We start from the raw sequence: 15,561 nt of genomic DNA, 5'->3' as shown, positions 1-15,561 counted from the left end.
ACAACCGGCCCCGGCCTGCGATGCAGCGGCTACGCTCAGGTGACAGCCTGAGGGATCAGCCATGTGCGGACGACTGACGCAGTACCGGGGCATCCATGATTTCGTCGCGGCCCTGAGCATGCCCAATGCCCTGGTCAACAGCGTGGGCGAGCAGCCGCTTGGGCGCTACAACGTGGCGCCCTCCACGCCGGTCGCCTTGCTGCATCTGGAAAACGGTCTGTTGCACGCCGACCTTGTACGCTGGGGCTGGCGCCCGCACTGGGCCAAAGACCGCGCGCCGCCGATCAATGCGCGGGTGGAGAAAGTCGCCAATGGCCCCTTTTTTCGCGCCATCTGGCCCCATCGCGCGATCGCGCCCATCGACAGCTGGTTTGAATGGGTGGACGAAGGCGGCCCGAAAAAGCAGCCCTATCTGATCCGCCGCCGCGACGGCGCCCCGGTGCTCTGCGCCGCCATCGGCCAACTGCCTGACGCCGATGAAGGCGCAGGCGTTGACGACGGCTTCGTGATCATCACCGCCGACAGCGCCGGCGGCATGCTCGATATTCATGACCGCCGCCCCGTGGTGCTCAACCCGTTGCTGGCCAGGGAATGGCTGGACCCGGCCACCAGCCGAAACCGCGCCGAGCAACTGGTGCTGTTCCAGGGCGAGCCGTCTGAGGTGTTTGAATGGTATCGAGTAGATACCGCCGTCGGTAATCCGCGCCATGACGGGGCGCATGTGGTTGAGCCGATAGACGGCTGAATCAGTTGCCCGGTTCTACCGAGGAGGAGGCGTCAAGCAGTTGCGCCCTGTAAGTCTTGTAGATCTGTTGAACCTCGGGCTGGTCCAGGTTCGCGTAGGTAATGCCTTCTTTATCTAGCCCATCCAGCCCTTTGATGCCACCAATCATTGCTGGCCATTCATCACGGTCGGCAATATCAACCACGAACGGCTTCAGGTAGTGATTCAAATGCCCCTGGAAGGGCTCTCTAATTTCATCGCTGAGTGCCAGAAGATAATGGTCTTTATTGGTTTTCGACCACTCAATCGCAAAACCGGCTCTAAAGCAAAGCTCCATGAAAACCAGCAGGATCGTACGACCATTTCCGTCAAGAAATGGGTGGGCAAAGGCAAGTTGCCCCATTACATCGCCAGGGCGATCTCTGAAACGCGCACGGTTCGAAGCCAGTTCGAGCGCGTAGTCAATAGAAGGCTCGATCAAGAGCGGTTGTTCGAAGGCCGTATGATGCGGGTTCTGCGGCGTCCCCTTGAAAACAGCAAGATGGGGAACAAGTACCTTCCGGTCCTTACCTGCCCAGGGATAGAAACCCGAGAACAGGATTTCGTGCACTTTCAAGACCGAGCTGTACGCAATGGTTTTTACACTCGCCAGGTAAACCAGTGCATCTTCCAGACTCAATTCAAACGAGAGATGCTCGGACTCTTTAATTTCGACAGGATCCTTGAGCTGCAGAGCATTTTGAAGGTACCCGGCAGTCTCGAAGTCGCCGAAGGGGTCAAAGCTCATGCGCTGAGTGTCTTCTTCAAGCGACGCTTTTCCTGAAGATAGCTGCCTTGAAGTGCAAGTGTCTCCGACTTGCTCAAAACCCCTTTCCTTTTGAGGTTGACCAGCAACTGCTCCACACCATCCAACTCGACCACATCGCCAGCCAGGCCGGTGATCGCAATAGCCATCCGGCTTATCCCGTCACGTTCGGCGGTGACATGATGGACTTCAGCCATTTTGCGCACTTTGCTGGCAACACTGACATCAGTTGTTTTGGTCATCGGGTATCCCTCAATTCATTGCTGGAGCATAGCATGGTGCCCGTCTCGACCCTCAACCCGGCTTACCGCCCGCGATGACCGGTTTTAACCTGAAATAGCCCCCTGCATTTGGCACTCGCCGAACCTTTCCCCCCAAACCCGCGTCCGAGCTAAGGCATTGTTGCCAACTGCTCGCTGTGAGGTTGTCGTTTGAAAGCCGCCATCATCAAAAAGTACCGTTTGATCATCAAAACCATGGGCTACGTGGGTTGGGCCCTGTTCTGGCTGCTGTTGTGGGATATCGCCGTGACGGTGGATTTCATGCTGTTTCTCAACGCCAAGATCAACCTGCCGTTGATGCCGCTCACGCTGCTGGGTTCGGCGCTGGTGGTGCTGATCAGTTTTCGCAACAGCAGCGCCTACAACCGCTGGTGGGAAGCACGCACGCTGTGGGGGGCGATGGTCAACAATTCGCGCAGTTTCGCGCGGCAGGTGCTGACCTTGCTGGATGACCCGGACGCCGAAGTCAACCCGATCAAGTCCACCCTGCTGCGCCGTCACGTCGCCTATGTGAACTGCCTGGCGGCGCACCTCAAGGGCCAGCCGTGCCCGGAGGAAGTGCGCGCATTCATTCCCGGTGAAGAATTCGCGCGCAACGGCGCCACCAACAACTTCGCCAACGACATTCTCACCGGCTCCGCCACGCTGCTGGCCCGTGAATACCAGGCCGGGCGGCTGGACAGCATTCGCCTGGCGCGGCTGGAATCCACCCTGGTGGACCTCTCCAATGCCCAGGGCGGCATGGAGCGTATCGCCAATACGCCGCTGCCCTACCCCTACGTGTATTTCCCGCGCCTGTTCATCTCGCTGTTCTGCCTGATCGTGCCGGTCGGCCTGGTGGAATCCCTCGGCTGGTTCACGCCGCTGGCGTCCACGGTGGTGGGTTTTATGCTGCTGGCGATCGAGCGCATCGGCACCGATTTGCAAAGCCCGTTTCACTCCAGTGAGCACCAGATTCAGATGGAGACGATTTGTGAAACCATCGAGAAAAACCTGCAGTCGATGCAGCGCGATGCCCTGGCGTAAACCCTTGCACGGTCTAGCCGCGCAACCACGCCCAACGCGCGAGTTCATCGGCCAGGTGCCGGGCGAACTGTGCGGGCGTGCCAGCCACGGCTTCAATGCCGTTTTCGTCGAGCAACGCCTGGGTTTGCGCAGCCTTCAACGCACTGGCGATGGCGCTGTTCAACACGGTTATCGTCGCCGGTGAAGTGCCTTTGGGTGCGACAAAACCCAGCCAGTTGTTCAACGCAAAACCGCTCAGGCCGGACTCATCCAATGTCGGCACAGCGGGCAACGCCGCCGATCTCTGCGGTGTGGTCACCCCCAGCGCACGCAGCGATCCTTCGCGCACCTTTGGCAGCATGGAAGCGGCGTTGTTGAAACTCAGGTCGAGGCTGCCCTCCTCCAGCGCCCCATACAGCTCGCGCGTGTCGGGGTACGCCCGGTGCTCCAGCTTGACACCGGTCAGCTTCTCAAACAAAAGGCCCGCCAGATAAGGCGCGCTGCCCACGCCCGAACTGCCGTAGGTCAGGGTCTGCTGCAAGCCCAACTCGATCAGCGCCTGCACATTGTCCACCGGTAGCCCCGTGCCCAGCACCAGCGGCGCACGGGTCGCCAGGCAGATCGGCTCAAAGTCCAGCAACGGGTCATAACCCAGATCATCACGCAGGTTGGGGTTGATGGCATGGGTGCCAAACGTGGCGACCAGCACGGTATGACCGTCCGCCTCACCCGCGATGAACGCGCGGGCGGCCCTGGCACCGAGTTCACCGGGCATCAGCTCGATGTGGATCGGGCGCTCCAGGGCGGCGCTCAGTGCCGGGGCCATGCTGTTGAGCAAGTCATCGGAAGCGCTGCGCGGCGAAAAGCCGATCAGTACGCGCAGGGGCGTGGGTGAAGGCATGGGGGAACCTCAGAGGCACGAATCCGGCGATTCTAAACCCGGCAGGGAAATCGTCCAGCGCGGCGCGGCATTTGACCACGTCTCATCTTCACCGCCGCTGTAATAGTCTATTGCAGGACTCTAATGTACTAACTGGTTACTTATCTTGCTAACATTCAACCTTTAGTCAGTCACATTCGAGTCCTGCCGACATGAAACGAACACCCCGCGCCGCTGGCGCATCCCGATATCTCCTGCTGGGCCTGGGCGTCATCATCGCCCTGCTCGGCGTGGCCCTGGCCGTGGGCGGCGCCAAGCTGGCCAGCCTGGGCGGTTCCTGGTACTTCCTGATCGGCGGCGGCGCCATGGCGATTTCCGGCGTGCTGATTGCCCAACGCAAGCCCGCGGGTGCCTGGTTGTTCGCCGCGTTCCTGGTCGGCACAGCCGTGTGGGCGATTGCGGATGTGGGCCTGGTGTTCTGGCCGTTGTTCTCGCGGCTGTTCATGTTTGCCGCCATCGGCGTGGTGGTGGCGCTGGTTTATCCGCTACTGGCGGGCCGCCCTGCGCGCGGCGCGTACGGCATTGCCGCCGTGCTGGCGGTAGGCGTGGCGGTCGCGGCAGGCAATATGTTCGTCGCACACCCCAGCGTGGCCCCAACGGGTGCAGGTCCGGGCATCACTGCGGTGAACCCGGCAGACGCGCAGAAAGACTGGGCGCACTACGGCAACACCGAAGGCGGCAGCCGTTTTGCCGCGCTGGACCAGATCAACCGCGATACCGTGAACAAGCTCAAAGTCGCGTGGACCTACCACACCGGCGACGTGGCCATCAGCGACGGCAACGGCGCCGAAGACCAGCTCACGCCCCTGCAGATCGGCAACAAAGTGTTCATCTGCACACCGCACAACAACCTGATCGCCCTGGATGCCGACACCGGCAAAGAGCTGTGGAAGAACGAAGTCAACGCCAAGTCGGCCGTGTGGCAGCGCTGCCGTGGCATGGCGTATTTCGACGCCACCGCGCCGATTGCTCAACCGACCCAGCCCAACAGCTCGCCGATCATCGCCGCCAGCGTCCCCGCCGGTGCCCAGTGCCAGCGCCGTCTGCTGACCAACACCATTGACGCACGCCTGATCGCCGTGGACGCCGACACCGGCCAATTCTGTGAAGACTTCGGCACCCACGGCCAGGTCGATCTGAAAGCCGGCCTGGGCAACGTGCCGGACAGCTACTATCAACTGTCCTCCGCGCCCTTGATCGCCGGCACCACCGTCGTGGTCGGCGGCCGCGTGGCGGACAACGTGCAAACCGACATGCCCGGCGGCGTGATCCGTGGTTTTGACGTGATCACCGGCCAGATGCGCTGGGCCTTCGACCCGGGCAACCCGGAAGACAAAAAAGCCCCGGCCGAGGGCAGCACCTACGTGCGCAGCACGCCGAACAGCTGGGCGCCGATGTCCTACGACCCGCTGATGAACACGGTTTTCCTGCCGATGGGCAGCTCATCCACCGACATCTACGGTGTGGAACGCACCCAGCTCAACCACAAATACGGCGCATCGGTACTGGCGCTGGACGCCTCCACCGGTGCTGAAAAGTGGGTGTACCAGACCGTCCACAACGACCTGTGGGACTTCGACCTGCCCATGCAACCGAGCCTGATCGACTTCACCCCGCCGGGCAGCGACAAGCCCGTGTCGGCGGTGGTGATCGGCACCAAGGCCGGGCAGATCTACGTGCTCGACCGCGCCACCGGCAAGCCGCTGACCGACGTGCGCGAAGTGCCGGTCAAGGCCGCCAACATTCCCAACGAACCCTACTCGCCAACCCAGCCAAAATCCGTGGGCATGCCGCAGATCGGCGCGCAAACCCTGACCGAATCGGACATGTGGGGCGCCACGCCGTTTGATCAGTTGCTGTGCCGCATCGATTTCAAGGGCATGCGCTACGAAGGCCTGTACACCGCGCCGGGCACGGACAAATCCCTGAGTTTCCCCGGCTCCTTGGGCGGCATGAATTGGGGCAGTATTTCCACCGACCCGGTGCACGGTTTTATCTTCGTCAACGACATGCGCCTGGGCCTGTGGATCCAGATGGTGCCGGGCCAAAAAAACGCCCAGGCCTCGTCCGGCGGTGAAGCACTGAACACCGGCATGGGCGCCGTGCCGCTCAAGGGCACGCCCTATGCGGTGAACAAAAACCGCTTCCTGTCGGTGGCCGGCATTCCGTGCCAGGCGCCGCCGTTCGGCACCCTCACCGCCATCGACATGAAGACGCAGAAAGTGGCGTGGCAAGTGCCCGTCGGCACGGTGGAAGACACCGGCCCGCTGGGTATCCGCATGCACCTGCCGATCAAGATCGGTTTGCCGACGCTGGGTGGCACGCTGTCGACCCAGGGCGGCCTGATCTTTATCGCCGGCACCCAGGATTTCTACCTGCGCGCCTTCAACAGCGGCAACGGTGATGAAGTCTGGAAAGCCCGCCTGCCCGTGGGCAGCCAGGGTGGCCCGATGACCTATGTGTCGCCGAAAACCGGCAAGCAATACATCGTCATCACCGCCGGCGGCGCTCGCCAGTCCACCGACCGTGGCGACTACGTGATCGCCTACGCCCTGCCCTAACCTTTGTTCGCGCGGTGCCCGCCCCGGCACCGCGCTTTTTTTGCCTGGAACACTTCGCATGACCCCCACTTCTCATTCTTCCCTCGGGCGCCTGTTGCTGGGCCTGGCCCTGGGTGCCGCCCTGCCCGTACAAGCCGACGATACGACCCTGACCGGCGACTGGGGCGGCCTGCGCCGCGAACTCGACGAACAAGGCATTCGCTTTACCGGCGACTACAGCGGCGAAACCGCCTACAACGCCCACGGCGGCCAACACCGCGCGGCGCGCTACTCGCAGAACATCAAGCTCGGCGTGCAGTTCGATCTGGGCAAACTCTACGGTTTCAACCAGGGCGACCGCATCCAGCTGACGATCAACGACCGTCGCGGCAACAGCGCTTCCGAGGACCTGGTGGGCAACCGCCTGCCGATCCAGGAAAACTACGGCGGCCTCTACACCCGCCTCACCGAGTTGAGCTACGAGCGCACGCTGTTCACCCCAGCGCTGAACATCAAGCTCGGCTACATGGCCATGGGCAACGACCTTGGCGGCCTCGACAGCGGCATCCTCTGCAACTTCATGAACGCCGGTTTCTGCAGGCACCCGCTGAACATGTCCGGTGGCAGCGGCTGGACCAACTACCCGAACGCCCGCCTGGGCGCGCGGGTGAAATACGACTTTTCACCAAGTTGGCAACTGCGCGTGGCCGCCTTCAACGTGGACCCGGACAGCAACGGCAACGCCAGCCGCGCCTGGCGCCTGGACCCGAAACGCACCACCGGCACCGTGGTGCCGATTGAGCTCGTCTACAAACACGCCGGCACCCTGCCGGGTGAGTACAAGCTCGGTTACTACTACGACAGCTCCGATGTAAAACGCATCGGCAGCGACAAGAAGGTCAGCGGGCGCGGCGGGCATTACCTGCTGGTTGATCAAGCGGTGTGGGCGTCCGAATCATCCGCCGGGCGCGTGCTGCACGCCTTTGGCCAATACTCCGCTGCCAGCGAAGCGGCCTCGCCGTTCAGCCAGTGGTATGGCGCAGGCGTGGTGCTGTACAAGCCGTTCGAAGGTCGCCCACGGGATACGCTGGCCCTGGGATATGGCCGCGCCGTGCCCAACCCGCGCAGCCGGGAGGTGCAGGAACTGGCTGCAGTCAACGCCGGGACCGATTACCCCAACCTGAACAACGCCGAACAGTTGATCGAACTGAGCTATGGCTACCAGGCCACGCCATGGCTGACGCTGCGCCCGGATGTGCAGTACATCCTTGAGCCCGGCGCGTTTTCCGGGGTGGATATCGACAATGCGCTGGTGGTGGGGCTACAGGTGAAAGCTGTTTTCTGACCGGGTGATTGCCGGGGTGCACGGCCACAGCACCCCGGCCATAACACCGTCGTGGGTCAGTCAGCATCAACCGAATCAAAGACCAGCCCGACCAGCCCAGCGGCCTCGAAACGACGTTTGACTTCTTCGCTGACGATAATTGCGCCGAGGTAGTCCTTGACCCGGAAGATATGGCGACCGCCTGTTTTCGACGGGTCGATGACGAGCCGGAAAAAGTAGCTGTATTGCCCTGCCAGATCCGGCCTCACAGGATCGTCTACCGCAAAGCGTTCAAACTCCGAACGCTGTTCGTCAATGCAGTCGACCTGGGTCTCGATGACCATCACAAAATAATCCTGCGACACGGCCTTGTTCGCGATGCGGACCGGCTCAAGCACGACGTGGTGATAAGGCTCGTCCACCTCGGGCAACCCCGCCAGGGCCTCATAGGCCCTTTGGCTCAACACCGGAACACTGGCATACCCGGCAACCGAGTAGTCCCGTTCTGCACCGTCGTGCAGCACGTCAAGCGTGTAGGTGCACGGCTCCATAAACTCAGCAGGCGGGTGCCTGAAGAGCCAGTTATCAACATGGCCTATGTTTCCCAACACCCATTTACCCGGCATTGCAAATTGTGGCCTGAGCCAGTAATACCGCATGTGCCTCATCCTTCTCTCTTTCCCTTTTGTCTCACAGATGGTCAAGTGGCATTTGGTCATGGTTTGTAAAGCGCCAGCAAGCCACCTCCCTTTTAATTGCAGGACGTTTCCTAGACAATCCCTGCCGCCTTGTGCGTCCTGGAATCGGTGGCTAGTCTGCGGTCCGTCACTGCTCATCAGTGATCGGGTTTAGTCGCCCGGATTCAGGAAGTGCATAGTCCCATGAAATGTTATGGCGGCTGTGCGCAGGGCGCCTTCGGGCGCGCCGGATGCTCCTGACCGGTCGACTAACCTGCGTACAGCCGCCACCCTGCGTTTAGTCGCGAAGCGTGTCGGCTCCTTAGTCATTCAGGAGCTACACCATGAATAAACCCGTCCCCGACCCACCCCTCGCCCCCCCAAAGACCGCGCCGCCTTCAACCGCGCCATCGACCATTACCTGCCCACCCAAAGCGTTCACATCCAGAACCTCAGCTTCGAAGACGCCCTGTTCTACACCGCCAGTTTGCTCGACAGTACTTCGGCGACTGCGCTGGATTGCGGCGAGTTACTGCCGCCGCCTGAACGGGCGAAGGTGCTGGCGGTGTGGCATTTGCTGGAGATGGCCAAGACCACGGTGGATCGGTCTATCGAATGCCTCAAACCTGAAACACAATAAAAAGTGGGAGCTGGCTTGCCTGCGATAGCGGAGTGTTAGCCAGAATATCCGGTACTGATACACCGCCATCGCAGGCAAGCCAGCTCCCACAGTGAATAGGTGACGTTAGTGGCATTTGGTCATGGCTTGTAAAGGGCCAGCAAGCCACCTCCCTTTTAATTGCAGGACGTTTCCTAGACAATCCCTGCCGCCTTGTGCGTCCTGGAATCGGTGGCTAGTCTGCGGTCCGTCACTGCTCATCAGTGATCGGGTTTAGTCGCCCGACCTTCCAACACGTGCATGGTCCTCCGTGAGATTTTATGGTGGCTGTGCGTAGGGCACCTTCGGGTGCGCCGGATTTTGCGTGTTGGACCGGTCGACTAACCTGCGTACAGCCGCCACCCTCGTTTAGTCGCGATGGGTGTCAGCCCTAATCCAACACGAAGGTACACCATGAATAAACCCGTCCCCGACCCGCCCCTCGACACCCTCAAAGACCGCGCCGCCTTCAACCGCGCCATCGACCATTACCTGCCCACCCAAAGCGTTCACATCCAGGACCTCAGCTTCGAAGACGCCCTGTTCTACACCGCCAGTTTGCTCGACAGTGCTTCGGCGACTGCGCTGGATTGCGGCGAGTTACTGCCGCCGCCTGAACGGGCGAAGGTGCTGGCGGTGTGGCATTTGCTGGAGATGGCCAAGACCACGGTGGATCGGTCTATCGAATGCCTCAAACCTGAAACACAATAAAAAGTGGGAGCTGGCTTGCCTGCGATAGCGGAGTGTCAGCCAGAATATCCGGTACTGATACACCGCCATCGCAGGCAAGCCAGCTCCCACATTAGATTAGCTGCTGGCTTGGGTTACCTGGACACAGGCATCGCAAACTCCGCGCCCTGCTCGATGCTCTCCGACCAGCGCTGCATGATCGACTTCTGCTTGGTGTAGAACCGCACGCCCTCAGTGCCATAGGCATGCATGTCGCCAAACAGGCTTTTCTTCCAGCCGCCGAACCCGTGCCAGGCCATCGGCACCGGGATCGGCACGTTGATGCCGACCATGCCCACCTCAATGCGCCGCGCGAATTCACGGGCGATGTTGCCGTCGCGGGTGAAGCAGCTCACGCCGTTGCCGAATTCGTGGTCGTTGACCAGTTGGATCGCCTCGGCGAAGTCGTTCACACGCACGCAGGCCAGCACCGGGCCGAAGATTTCTTCGCGGTAGATGCTCATGTCTCGGGTCACGTGATCGAACAGCGTCGCGCCCAACCAGAAGCCATTTTCCAACCCGGCTTCGGTCGGCACATAGTCACGCCCGTCGAGCAGCAGTTTTGCACCCGCCTGCACGCCTTGCTCGATGTAGCCGCTGATGCGCTCCAGCGCCGCCCTGGACACAATCGGGCCCATTTCGGCCTTCAAATCACGGCCATCGGTAATGCGCAATTGCTTGGCGCGTTCGGTCAAGGCCGCGATGACTTTATCGCCCACATCGCCCACCAGTACCGCCACCGAAATCGCCATGCAGCGCTCGCCGGCACTGCCGTAGGCGGCGCCCATCAATGCGTCGACGGTTTTTTCGATATCGGCATCGGGCATCACCACCATGTGGTTTTTCGCGCCGCCCAGGCCTTGCACGCGTTTGCCGTTGCGCGCGCCGGTTTCGTAGATGTATTGGGCAATCGGCGTCGAACCCACAAAGCTCAGCGCCTTGACGTCCGGGTGTTCGATCAGCGCATCCACCGACTCCTTGTCGCCCTGCACCACATTGAATACGCCTTTAGGCAAACCGGCTTCACGCAGCAATTCGGCCATGAACAGCGAAGCACTCGGGTCAGTCGGGCTTGGCTTGAGGATGAAGGTATTGCCCGCTGCAATGGCGATCGGGTACATCCACATCGGCACCATCACCGGGAAGTTGAACGGCGTGACACCGGCCACTACGCCCAGTGGCTGGCGCATCGTCCAGTTGTCCATGCCTCGGGACACCTGGTCGGAATGTTCGCCCTTGAGCAGGTTCGGAATGCCGCAGGCGAATTCGAGAATGTCGATACCACGGTCCACTTCGCCCTGGGCGTCGGTGAACACTTTGCCGTGCTCGGCGACGATGATGCGCGCCAGCTCGTCCTTGCGCTCACGCAACAGGTGCAGGTATTCGAACAACACGCGGGCGCGGCGGATCGGCGGCGTGTCGGCCCAGCCGGCGAACGCGGCCTGGGCGGCGGCGACCGCTTCGGCCACGGTCTGTCGGCTGGCCAGCGCGACGCGCCCGGTCACTTCGCCGGTGGCCGGGTTGTAGACGTCCTGGTAGCGGTCATCGCGGCTCACGCGCTGGTCATTGATGTAGTGCTCAATCGTGGTGGTCATGGCGGTTGATCCCGGGTCGGTAGCGTTGAGGCACACGATAGGCTTTCGGTTTGTTCCAAACCAGAGCAGAATCCAGAACTGATTGTCCTCATAAGCGAACAATACGATTATGGAAAAGGCTGAGATCGAGGGGCTCTGGACCCATATTCACTGGTTGTCGGTGCTTGAAGAACACGGCACTTACACGGCCGCGGCGGCGCGCCTGGGGGTGAGCAAGTCGGCGGTCAGTCAGCGCATTTCGGACCTGGAAAAGGCCACCGGCACGCGGCTGGTCACCCGCACCACCCGCAGCGTGCGGCTGACCGATGCCGGGCAATCCCTGACCCGTGAAGTGCGCAGCGCCTATGCGCACATCGCGCGCAGTTTCTCGTCGGTGCGCGATTCCGCCGGAGAGATTCGCGGGCTGGTGCGCCTTACCGCGCCGGTGGCGTTTGCCCGTCAGCAATTGGTGCCGCACCTGTCGGAATTTCTGCAGCAGTACCCGCAAGTGCGCATTCAACTGGATGTATCCGATGCCTTGAGCTCACTGGCGGCCGAGGGTTACGACCTGGCGGTACGCCATGGTTTTCAGGTGCCGGAAACCCACGTGGCGTGGAAGCTGTGCGACACCTCGTCGGTGCTGGTAGCCACCCGCGAATACCTGCACCGCCACGGCGAGCCGCGTGAACCGGGCGAACTCAGTACCCACAACTGCCTGTTCTACCCGCGCGGCACTGACCAGCCGGCCTGGACCTTCGAGCGCGGCCACAAAAAAACCGAACGCCTCACTGTGCCCATCGCCGGCAGCTTCGCCACCAATAACAGTGAAGCCCTGCGCGACTCGGCGCTCAACCACCTGGGCATCGCCCTGCTTCCGGATTTCAGCGCCCACGCCGCGCTGGCCAGCGGCAAGCTGGTGCAGGTGCTCAAGGACTGGACGCTTAAAGGCGCGTTTGCCGACGAGATCTACTTGATCCGCCCGTATTCGCCCCATGTGCCGAAGTCGGTGACTGCGTTGGTGGGGTTTCTGAAAGACAAGCTCTCGGGCGGCTTCCGCTACATCGCCGGTTAACCAAGCATCAGGCCTTGTGCCCCACCAAACCCAGACGCACCAGGCTCTCGGCGGTGGCAACAATCGACGCCTCCTGCGAACGCGGCGCCCAGCCCAGCAGACGCCTGGCCTTGGCGCTGCTGGCGTTGAGCTTCACCCCCAGCAACGGCACCATGTTGGCCAGGTTGGGGTTACGCCGGGCGAGCAGACGTATCAGCCAGTTGGGCAACACCCGCGTCGACACCTTGTCGGCAGCACGGCCCAGGCGTTTTTTCAGGACGTGGGCCACGTCCTTCATCCACAGGCTTTCACCTGCCGAGGCCAGAAAGCGCTCGCCCCTGGCGGCCGGGTGGGTCATGGCGAGCAGGTGCAGGTCGGCGACGTCGCGCACATCCACAAAGCTCGAATTGATCTTCGGGCAACCGCCCTGGCCCTCCATCAGGCGCTGGATAATGCGGATGGAGTGCGAAAAGTCCGCGCCCAACGCCGGGCCGAGTACCGCCACCGGGTTGACGGTCGCCAGTTCGAGCCCGCGCCCTTCACTGGCGATGAAATCCCAGGCGGCGCGCTCCGACAGGGTTTTCGACTTTTGATAAGGCGCCAGGCCTGCGTCCAGGTTGCTCCAGTCGGTCTCGTCAAAGGGTCGGAGCATCGGCGGATGGCCAACACCCACGGCGCCAAATGCCGACGTCAGCACCACACGCTGAACCCCGGCCTCCCGCGCAGCGCGCAACACCCGCAGGTTGCCGTCTACCGCCGGCTTGACCCACTGCTCTTCACTGACCTGGTCGCCCGACGGCGTGGGCGAGGCGCCGTGCAACACATAGGTGCAGCCCGCAGCGGCCTCGGCCCAGCCACGATCTTCACTCAAATCGGCGCGCACCACCTGCAATCGATCACCCGCCTCCACGCCACCGGTTTTCAGGTGGGCACGCACTTCGGCTTCACGGCTTAACGAGCGTACGGTGGTGCGCACGCAGTAGCCCTGGTTCAGCAAGGCAATGATGCAATGTTGCGCAATAAAACCGGTGCCGCCGGTAACCAGCACCCACGTAGGTGTATCGAGCATGGTGACCTCCAGGGTCAGGATTCAGCGAATCGGGAAGCGCTCATGATAGAGTCGCTCTTCCGGACGTTGAATGCGCCAGCGTGCCGATAACTATCGCGAGAGTACGAGTGTGAGCAGTGATCCCTTTTCCGACATCCTCAGGCTGACCCACGCCGAATCGCTGATGACCGGCGGCTTCAGCGCCGGGGGCCCCTGGGCGATCCGCTTTCCGCCGCCTACGTCCATCAAGTTCTTTGCGGTGATCAAGGGGCATTGCTTTGTCAGCATCGACGGCGAACCCGAACCCGTGCGGTTTGACACTGGAGACGTCGGCCTGCTGACGGCGGCGCGCGGCTTTGTGGTGTCCAGTGAGCCGTCGGTGGAACCGGTTGACGCCATGCAGCTGTTCTCCGGCTCCGGCAAAAACACCGCGCAATTGGGTGACGGCGAAGACTTCACCTATATCGGCGGGCATGTGCTGCTTGACCCGGTAAGCGGGTGCCTGCTGGCTCAGGTTCTGCCGGCGTGGATTCAGGTCTCGGCAGCATCACCCCAGGCCACGGCGTTTCGCGGGTTGCTGGATCAGTTGGTGGCAGAACAACAAGCCGGGCTGCCCGGTGTGCAACTGGCCTGCGCGCAGCTGTCGCAGTTGTTGTTCATCCAGATCATGCGCGCGCACTTGAGCACTTCCAGCACTCTGCCCGCCGGCTGGTTGCGCACGTTGAGTGACCCACGCCTGGCACCGGCCCTGCGCTTGATGCACGAGCAACCCGAACGGGCCTGGCCGCTGGAAGCACTGGCGAGCGCTTGTGCGATGTCACGCACCACGTTCGCGTTTCATTTCAAGGCCGTCGCCGGCGTAGCGCCGCTGACCTATCTGACGGAATGGCGCATGCACCTGGCCGAGCGGGCCTTGCGGGAGGAAAACACCCCAATCGCCGTGCTGGCGCACTCCCTCGGCTATGGTTCGGACAGCGCGTTCAGTAACGCTTTCAAACGCATCACCGGGCGCTCACCCAAGGCGTACCGCAACAGCATGCGCCGCTAGCGTCTCCATCAAACCTCCACACAACCTCACGGGAAACCTCATTGAGGGGCGGTAACCTGAGCGACCTGACTGTCAAAGGGCAATCGATATGCCGGGCCTCAACCCACGCGTGCTGTGTATGGCGCTGTTACTACCCGCCGTGCTGTGGGCGCAAGACTCTGCCGCCGCACGCCTCAAAAATGACATCCCGCCGCGCCTGCAATGGACGGCGAACTACGGTTACTGCGGCGAAGTGGCCTTCATCAGCGCCGGGCTCTATTACGGCCAGTATGTGTCCCAATACGACGCCCGCGCCCTGGCCAGCCCGGGCGTGGACCAATCCCACGCCGGCAGCCAGCTGCTGCCGGGGGTCAACGATGTGGCCGCCGCTGCGCGCATGCATTTGCAGGCACAGCCGTGGAACAGCGTCAGCACGCCAAACGCCAACCACTTCCTGACGTGGGTGAAGGGCAATGTGCTCGCCGGTTACCCGGTGATTATCGGCGTGTATGAAAACATGCACGCTTTCGAAGGTTCCGATGACACCGAAGCCGGTGACGCGCAGTACGACCATATCGTGCCGGTGATCGGCGTCGCCTCAAAACACCCGTTCACATCGCCGCCCAGCTATTACGCCGACGACGTGCTGACGCTGAGTGACAACGGCCTCTGGTCCCCCGACGGCGCGCCCGTTTACCGCTACCACTTCCCGTTCGGTGAATTCCAGGCCAGCCGGGAAGCAGCGAATGCGCCCTCCCGGCCGGTGTATTCGCTGCCGCGCGGCAAACAGTTCGGCGTGGCCGTCACCGGCATCATCGATCATGACGGCCAAACGCTGCCGGTGCGCCTGTGGACCGATGTCAACGCCGAGGAACCGGCGATGGCGCAACACGGCAATAAACGCCCGCCGTCTGCCCCGTTGACATTGACCCTGACGATTTCCGACTTGAAGCCGGACGTTTCCTACACGCTGTATCGCTATGACCACTTTGCGGCGGTGCCGGACGCCGCCTTCAACGCCAATGCGTCACGGGCTGCACAGCACTGGAAGATCAAGATCAAAACCGGTTCGACGTACACATTAAAAGAGACGATTCGCTCGGATGAGGTTGCTGTTTATCGCGCTGTTCCAGACTCGGCACCTTAAACATTCGACGGCTTAAGCGGAATCATTCTCG

The 15,561-nt window shown here is 61.9% G+C and carries 14 protein-coding genes and 1 pseudogene; 9 read left to right on the top strand and 6 right to left on the bottom strand.

Annotated elements, in window-relative coordinates; genetic code table 11:
* The first annotated feature begins 61 nt into the window (after nt 1–61).
* Nucleotides 62–745: an SOS response-associated peptidase gene (locus ATI14_RS20130; RefSeq protein WP_016974499.1), complete on the top strand. Its 684-nt coding sequence runs from the start codon at nt 62–64 to the stop codon at nt 743–745.
* A 1-nt stretch (nt 746) separates the two neighbouring features.
* Here the strand turns inward: ATI14_RS20130 and ATI14_RS20125 are convergent, their stop codons facing one another.
* Nucleotides 747–1,511 carry a Fic family protein gene (locus ATI14_RS20125; protein ID WP_016974500.1) on the bottom strand — a complete coding sequence of 255 codons (765 nt, stop codon included), beginning with the start codon at nt 1,509–1,511 and terminating at the stop codon, nt 747–749.
* Nucleotides 1,508–1,771 carry a hypothetical protein gene (locus ATI14_RS20120; RefSeq protein ID WP_016974501.1) on the bottom strand — a complete coding sequence of 88 codons (264 nt, stop codon included), beginning with the start codon at nt 1,769–1,771 and terminating at the stop codon, nt 1,508–1,510. The genes ATI14_RS20125 and ATI14_RS20120 overlap by 4 nt, the downstream gene beginning before the upstream one ends.
* Before the next feature lie 189 nt (nt 1,772–1,960).
* Between ATI14_RS20120 and ATI14_RS20115 the strand changes: the two genes are divergently transcribed.
* Nucleotides 1,961–2,836 carry a bestrophin family protein gene (locus ATI14_RS20115; RefSeq protein WP_016974502.1) on the top strand — a complete coding sequence of 292 codons (876 nt, stop codon included), beginning with the start codon at nt 1,961–1,963 and terminating at the stop codon, nt 2,834–2,836.
* 13 nt (nt 2,837–2,849) lie between these two features.
* On the opposite strand, the gene ATI14_RS20110 is transcribed toward ATI14_RS20115, so the two are convergent.
* The gene (locus ATI14_RS20110; protein WP_080520647.1) at nt 2,850–3,716 is read right to left on the bottom strand and encodes a Bug family tripartite tricarboxylate transporter substrate binding protein; all 867 of its coding nucleotides are present in this window, start codon (nt 3,714–3,716) and stop codon (nt 2,850–2,852) included.
* Between the two features lie 191 nt (nt 3,717–3,907).
* On the opposite strand from ATI14_RS20110, the gene ATI14_RS20105 reads away from it, so the two are divergent.
* Nucleotides 3,908–6,316, top strand: a complete 2,409-nt coding sequence (locus ATI14_RS20105) for a glucose/quinate/shikimate family membrane-bound PQQ-dependent dehydrogenase (RefSeq protein WP_017255491.1) — start codon at nt 3,908–3,910, stop codon at nt 6,314–6,316.
* 58 nt (nt 6,317–6,374) lie between these two features.
* A complete protein-coding gene (locus ATI14_RS20100; protein WP_080520648.1) occupies nt 6,375–7,640 on the top strand; it encodes a carbohydrate porin in 1,266 nt (421 codons plus the stop codon).
* Nucleotides 7,641–7,696: 56 nt separating this feature from the next.
* On the opposite strand, the gene ATI14_RS20095 is transcribed toward ATI14_RS20100, so the two are convergent.
* A complete protein-coding gene (locus tag ATI14_RS20095) occupies nt 7,697–8,338 on the bottom strand; it encodes an imm11 family protein (protein ID WP_370590143.1) in 642 nt (213 codons plus the stop codon).
* A 302-nt stretch (nt 8,339–8,640) separates the two neighbouring features.
* Here ATI14_RS20095 and ATI14_RS31680 point away from each other — a divergent pair.
* Nucleotides 8,641–8,936: pseudogene (locus ATI14_RS31680) on the top strand (DUF6124 family protein).
* Between the two features lie 432 nt (nt 8,937–9,368).
* Nucleotides 9,369–9,665 (top strand): DUF6124 family protein, encoded by a 297-nt coding sequence (locus ATI14_RS20085; protein WP_080520042.1) that lies wholly within the window; start codon nt 9,369–9,371, stop codon nt 9,663–9,665.
* A 113-nt stretch (nt 9,666–9,778) separates the two neighbouring features.
* On the opposite strand, the gene ATI14_RS20080 is transcribed toward ATI14_RS20085, so the two are convergent.
* A complete protein-coding gene (locus ATI14_RS20080; protein ID WP_016970647.1) occupies nt 9,779–11,278 on the bottom strand; it encodes a CoA-acylating methylmalonate-semialdehyde dehydrogenase in 1,500 nt (499 codons plus the stop codon).
* Between the two features lie 109 nt (nt 11,279–11,387).
* Here ATI14_RS20080 and ATI14_RS20075 point away from each other — a divergent pair, with 109 nt between their 5' ends.
* Nucleotides 11,388–12,329, top strand: a complete 942-nt coding sequence (locus ATI14_RS20075) for a LysR family transcriptional regulator (RefSeq protein ID WP_016970646.1) — start codon at nt 11,388–11,390, stop codon at nt 12,327–12,329.
* A gap of 7 nt (nt 12,330–12,336) precedes the next feature.
* Here the strand turns inward: ATI14_RS20075 and ATI14_RS20070 are convergent, their stop codons facing one another.
* On the bottom strand, nt 12,337–13,377 hold the full coding sequence (locus tag ATI14_RS20070) for an SDR family oxidoreductase (RefSeq protein WP_016970645.1): 1,041 nt from the start codon (nt 13,375–13,377) through the stop codon (nt 12,337–12,339).
* A gap of 109 nt (nt 13,378–13,486) precedes the next feature.
* Between ATI14_RS20070 and ATI14_RS20065 the strand changes: the two genes are divergently transcribed.
* Both ATI14_RS20065 and ATI14_RS20060 read left to right on the top strand, forming a co-directional pair.
* Entirely contained in the window at nt 13,487–14,404 is a 918-nt protein-coding gene (locus tag ATI14_RS20065) for an AraC family transcriptional regulator (protein ID WP_051032792.1), read from the top strand.
* An 88-nt stretch (nt 14,405–14,492) separates the two neighbouring features.
* Nucleotides 14,493–15,530, top strand: a complete 1,038-nt coding sequence (locus tag ATI14_RS20060; protein ID WP_016970643.1) for a hypothetical protein — start codon at nt 14,493–14,495, stop codon at nt 15,528–15,530.
* The last annotated feature ends 31 nt before the right edge of the window (nt 15,531–15,561 follow it).

The sequence above is a fragment of the Pseudomonas tolaasii NCPPB 2192 genome (assembly GCF_002813445.1).
In the GTDB taxonomy this organism is placed as follows: domain Bacteria; phylum Pseudomonadota; class Gammaproteobacteria; order Pseudomonadales; family Pseudomonadaceae; genus Aquipseudomonas; species Aquipseudomonas tolaasii.
The sequence above is the reverse complement of the archived record's forward strand: the minus strand, read 5'-3'. Positions and strand labels throughout refer to the sequence as shown.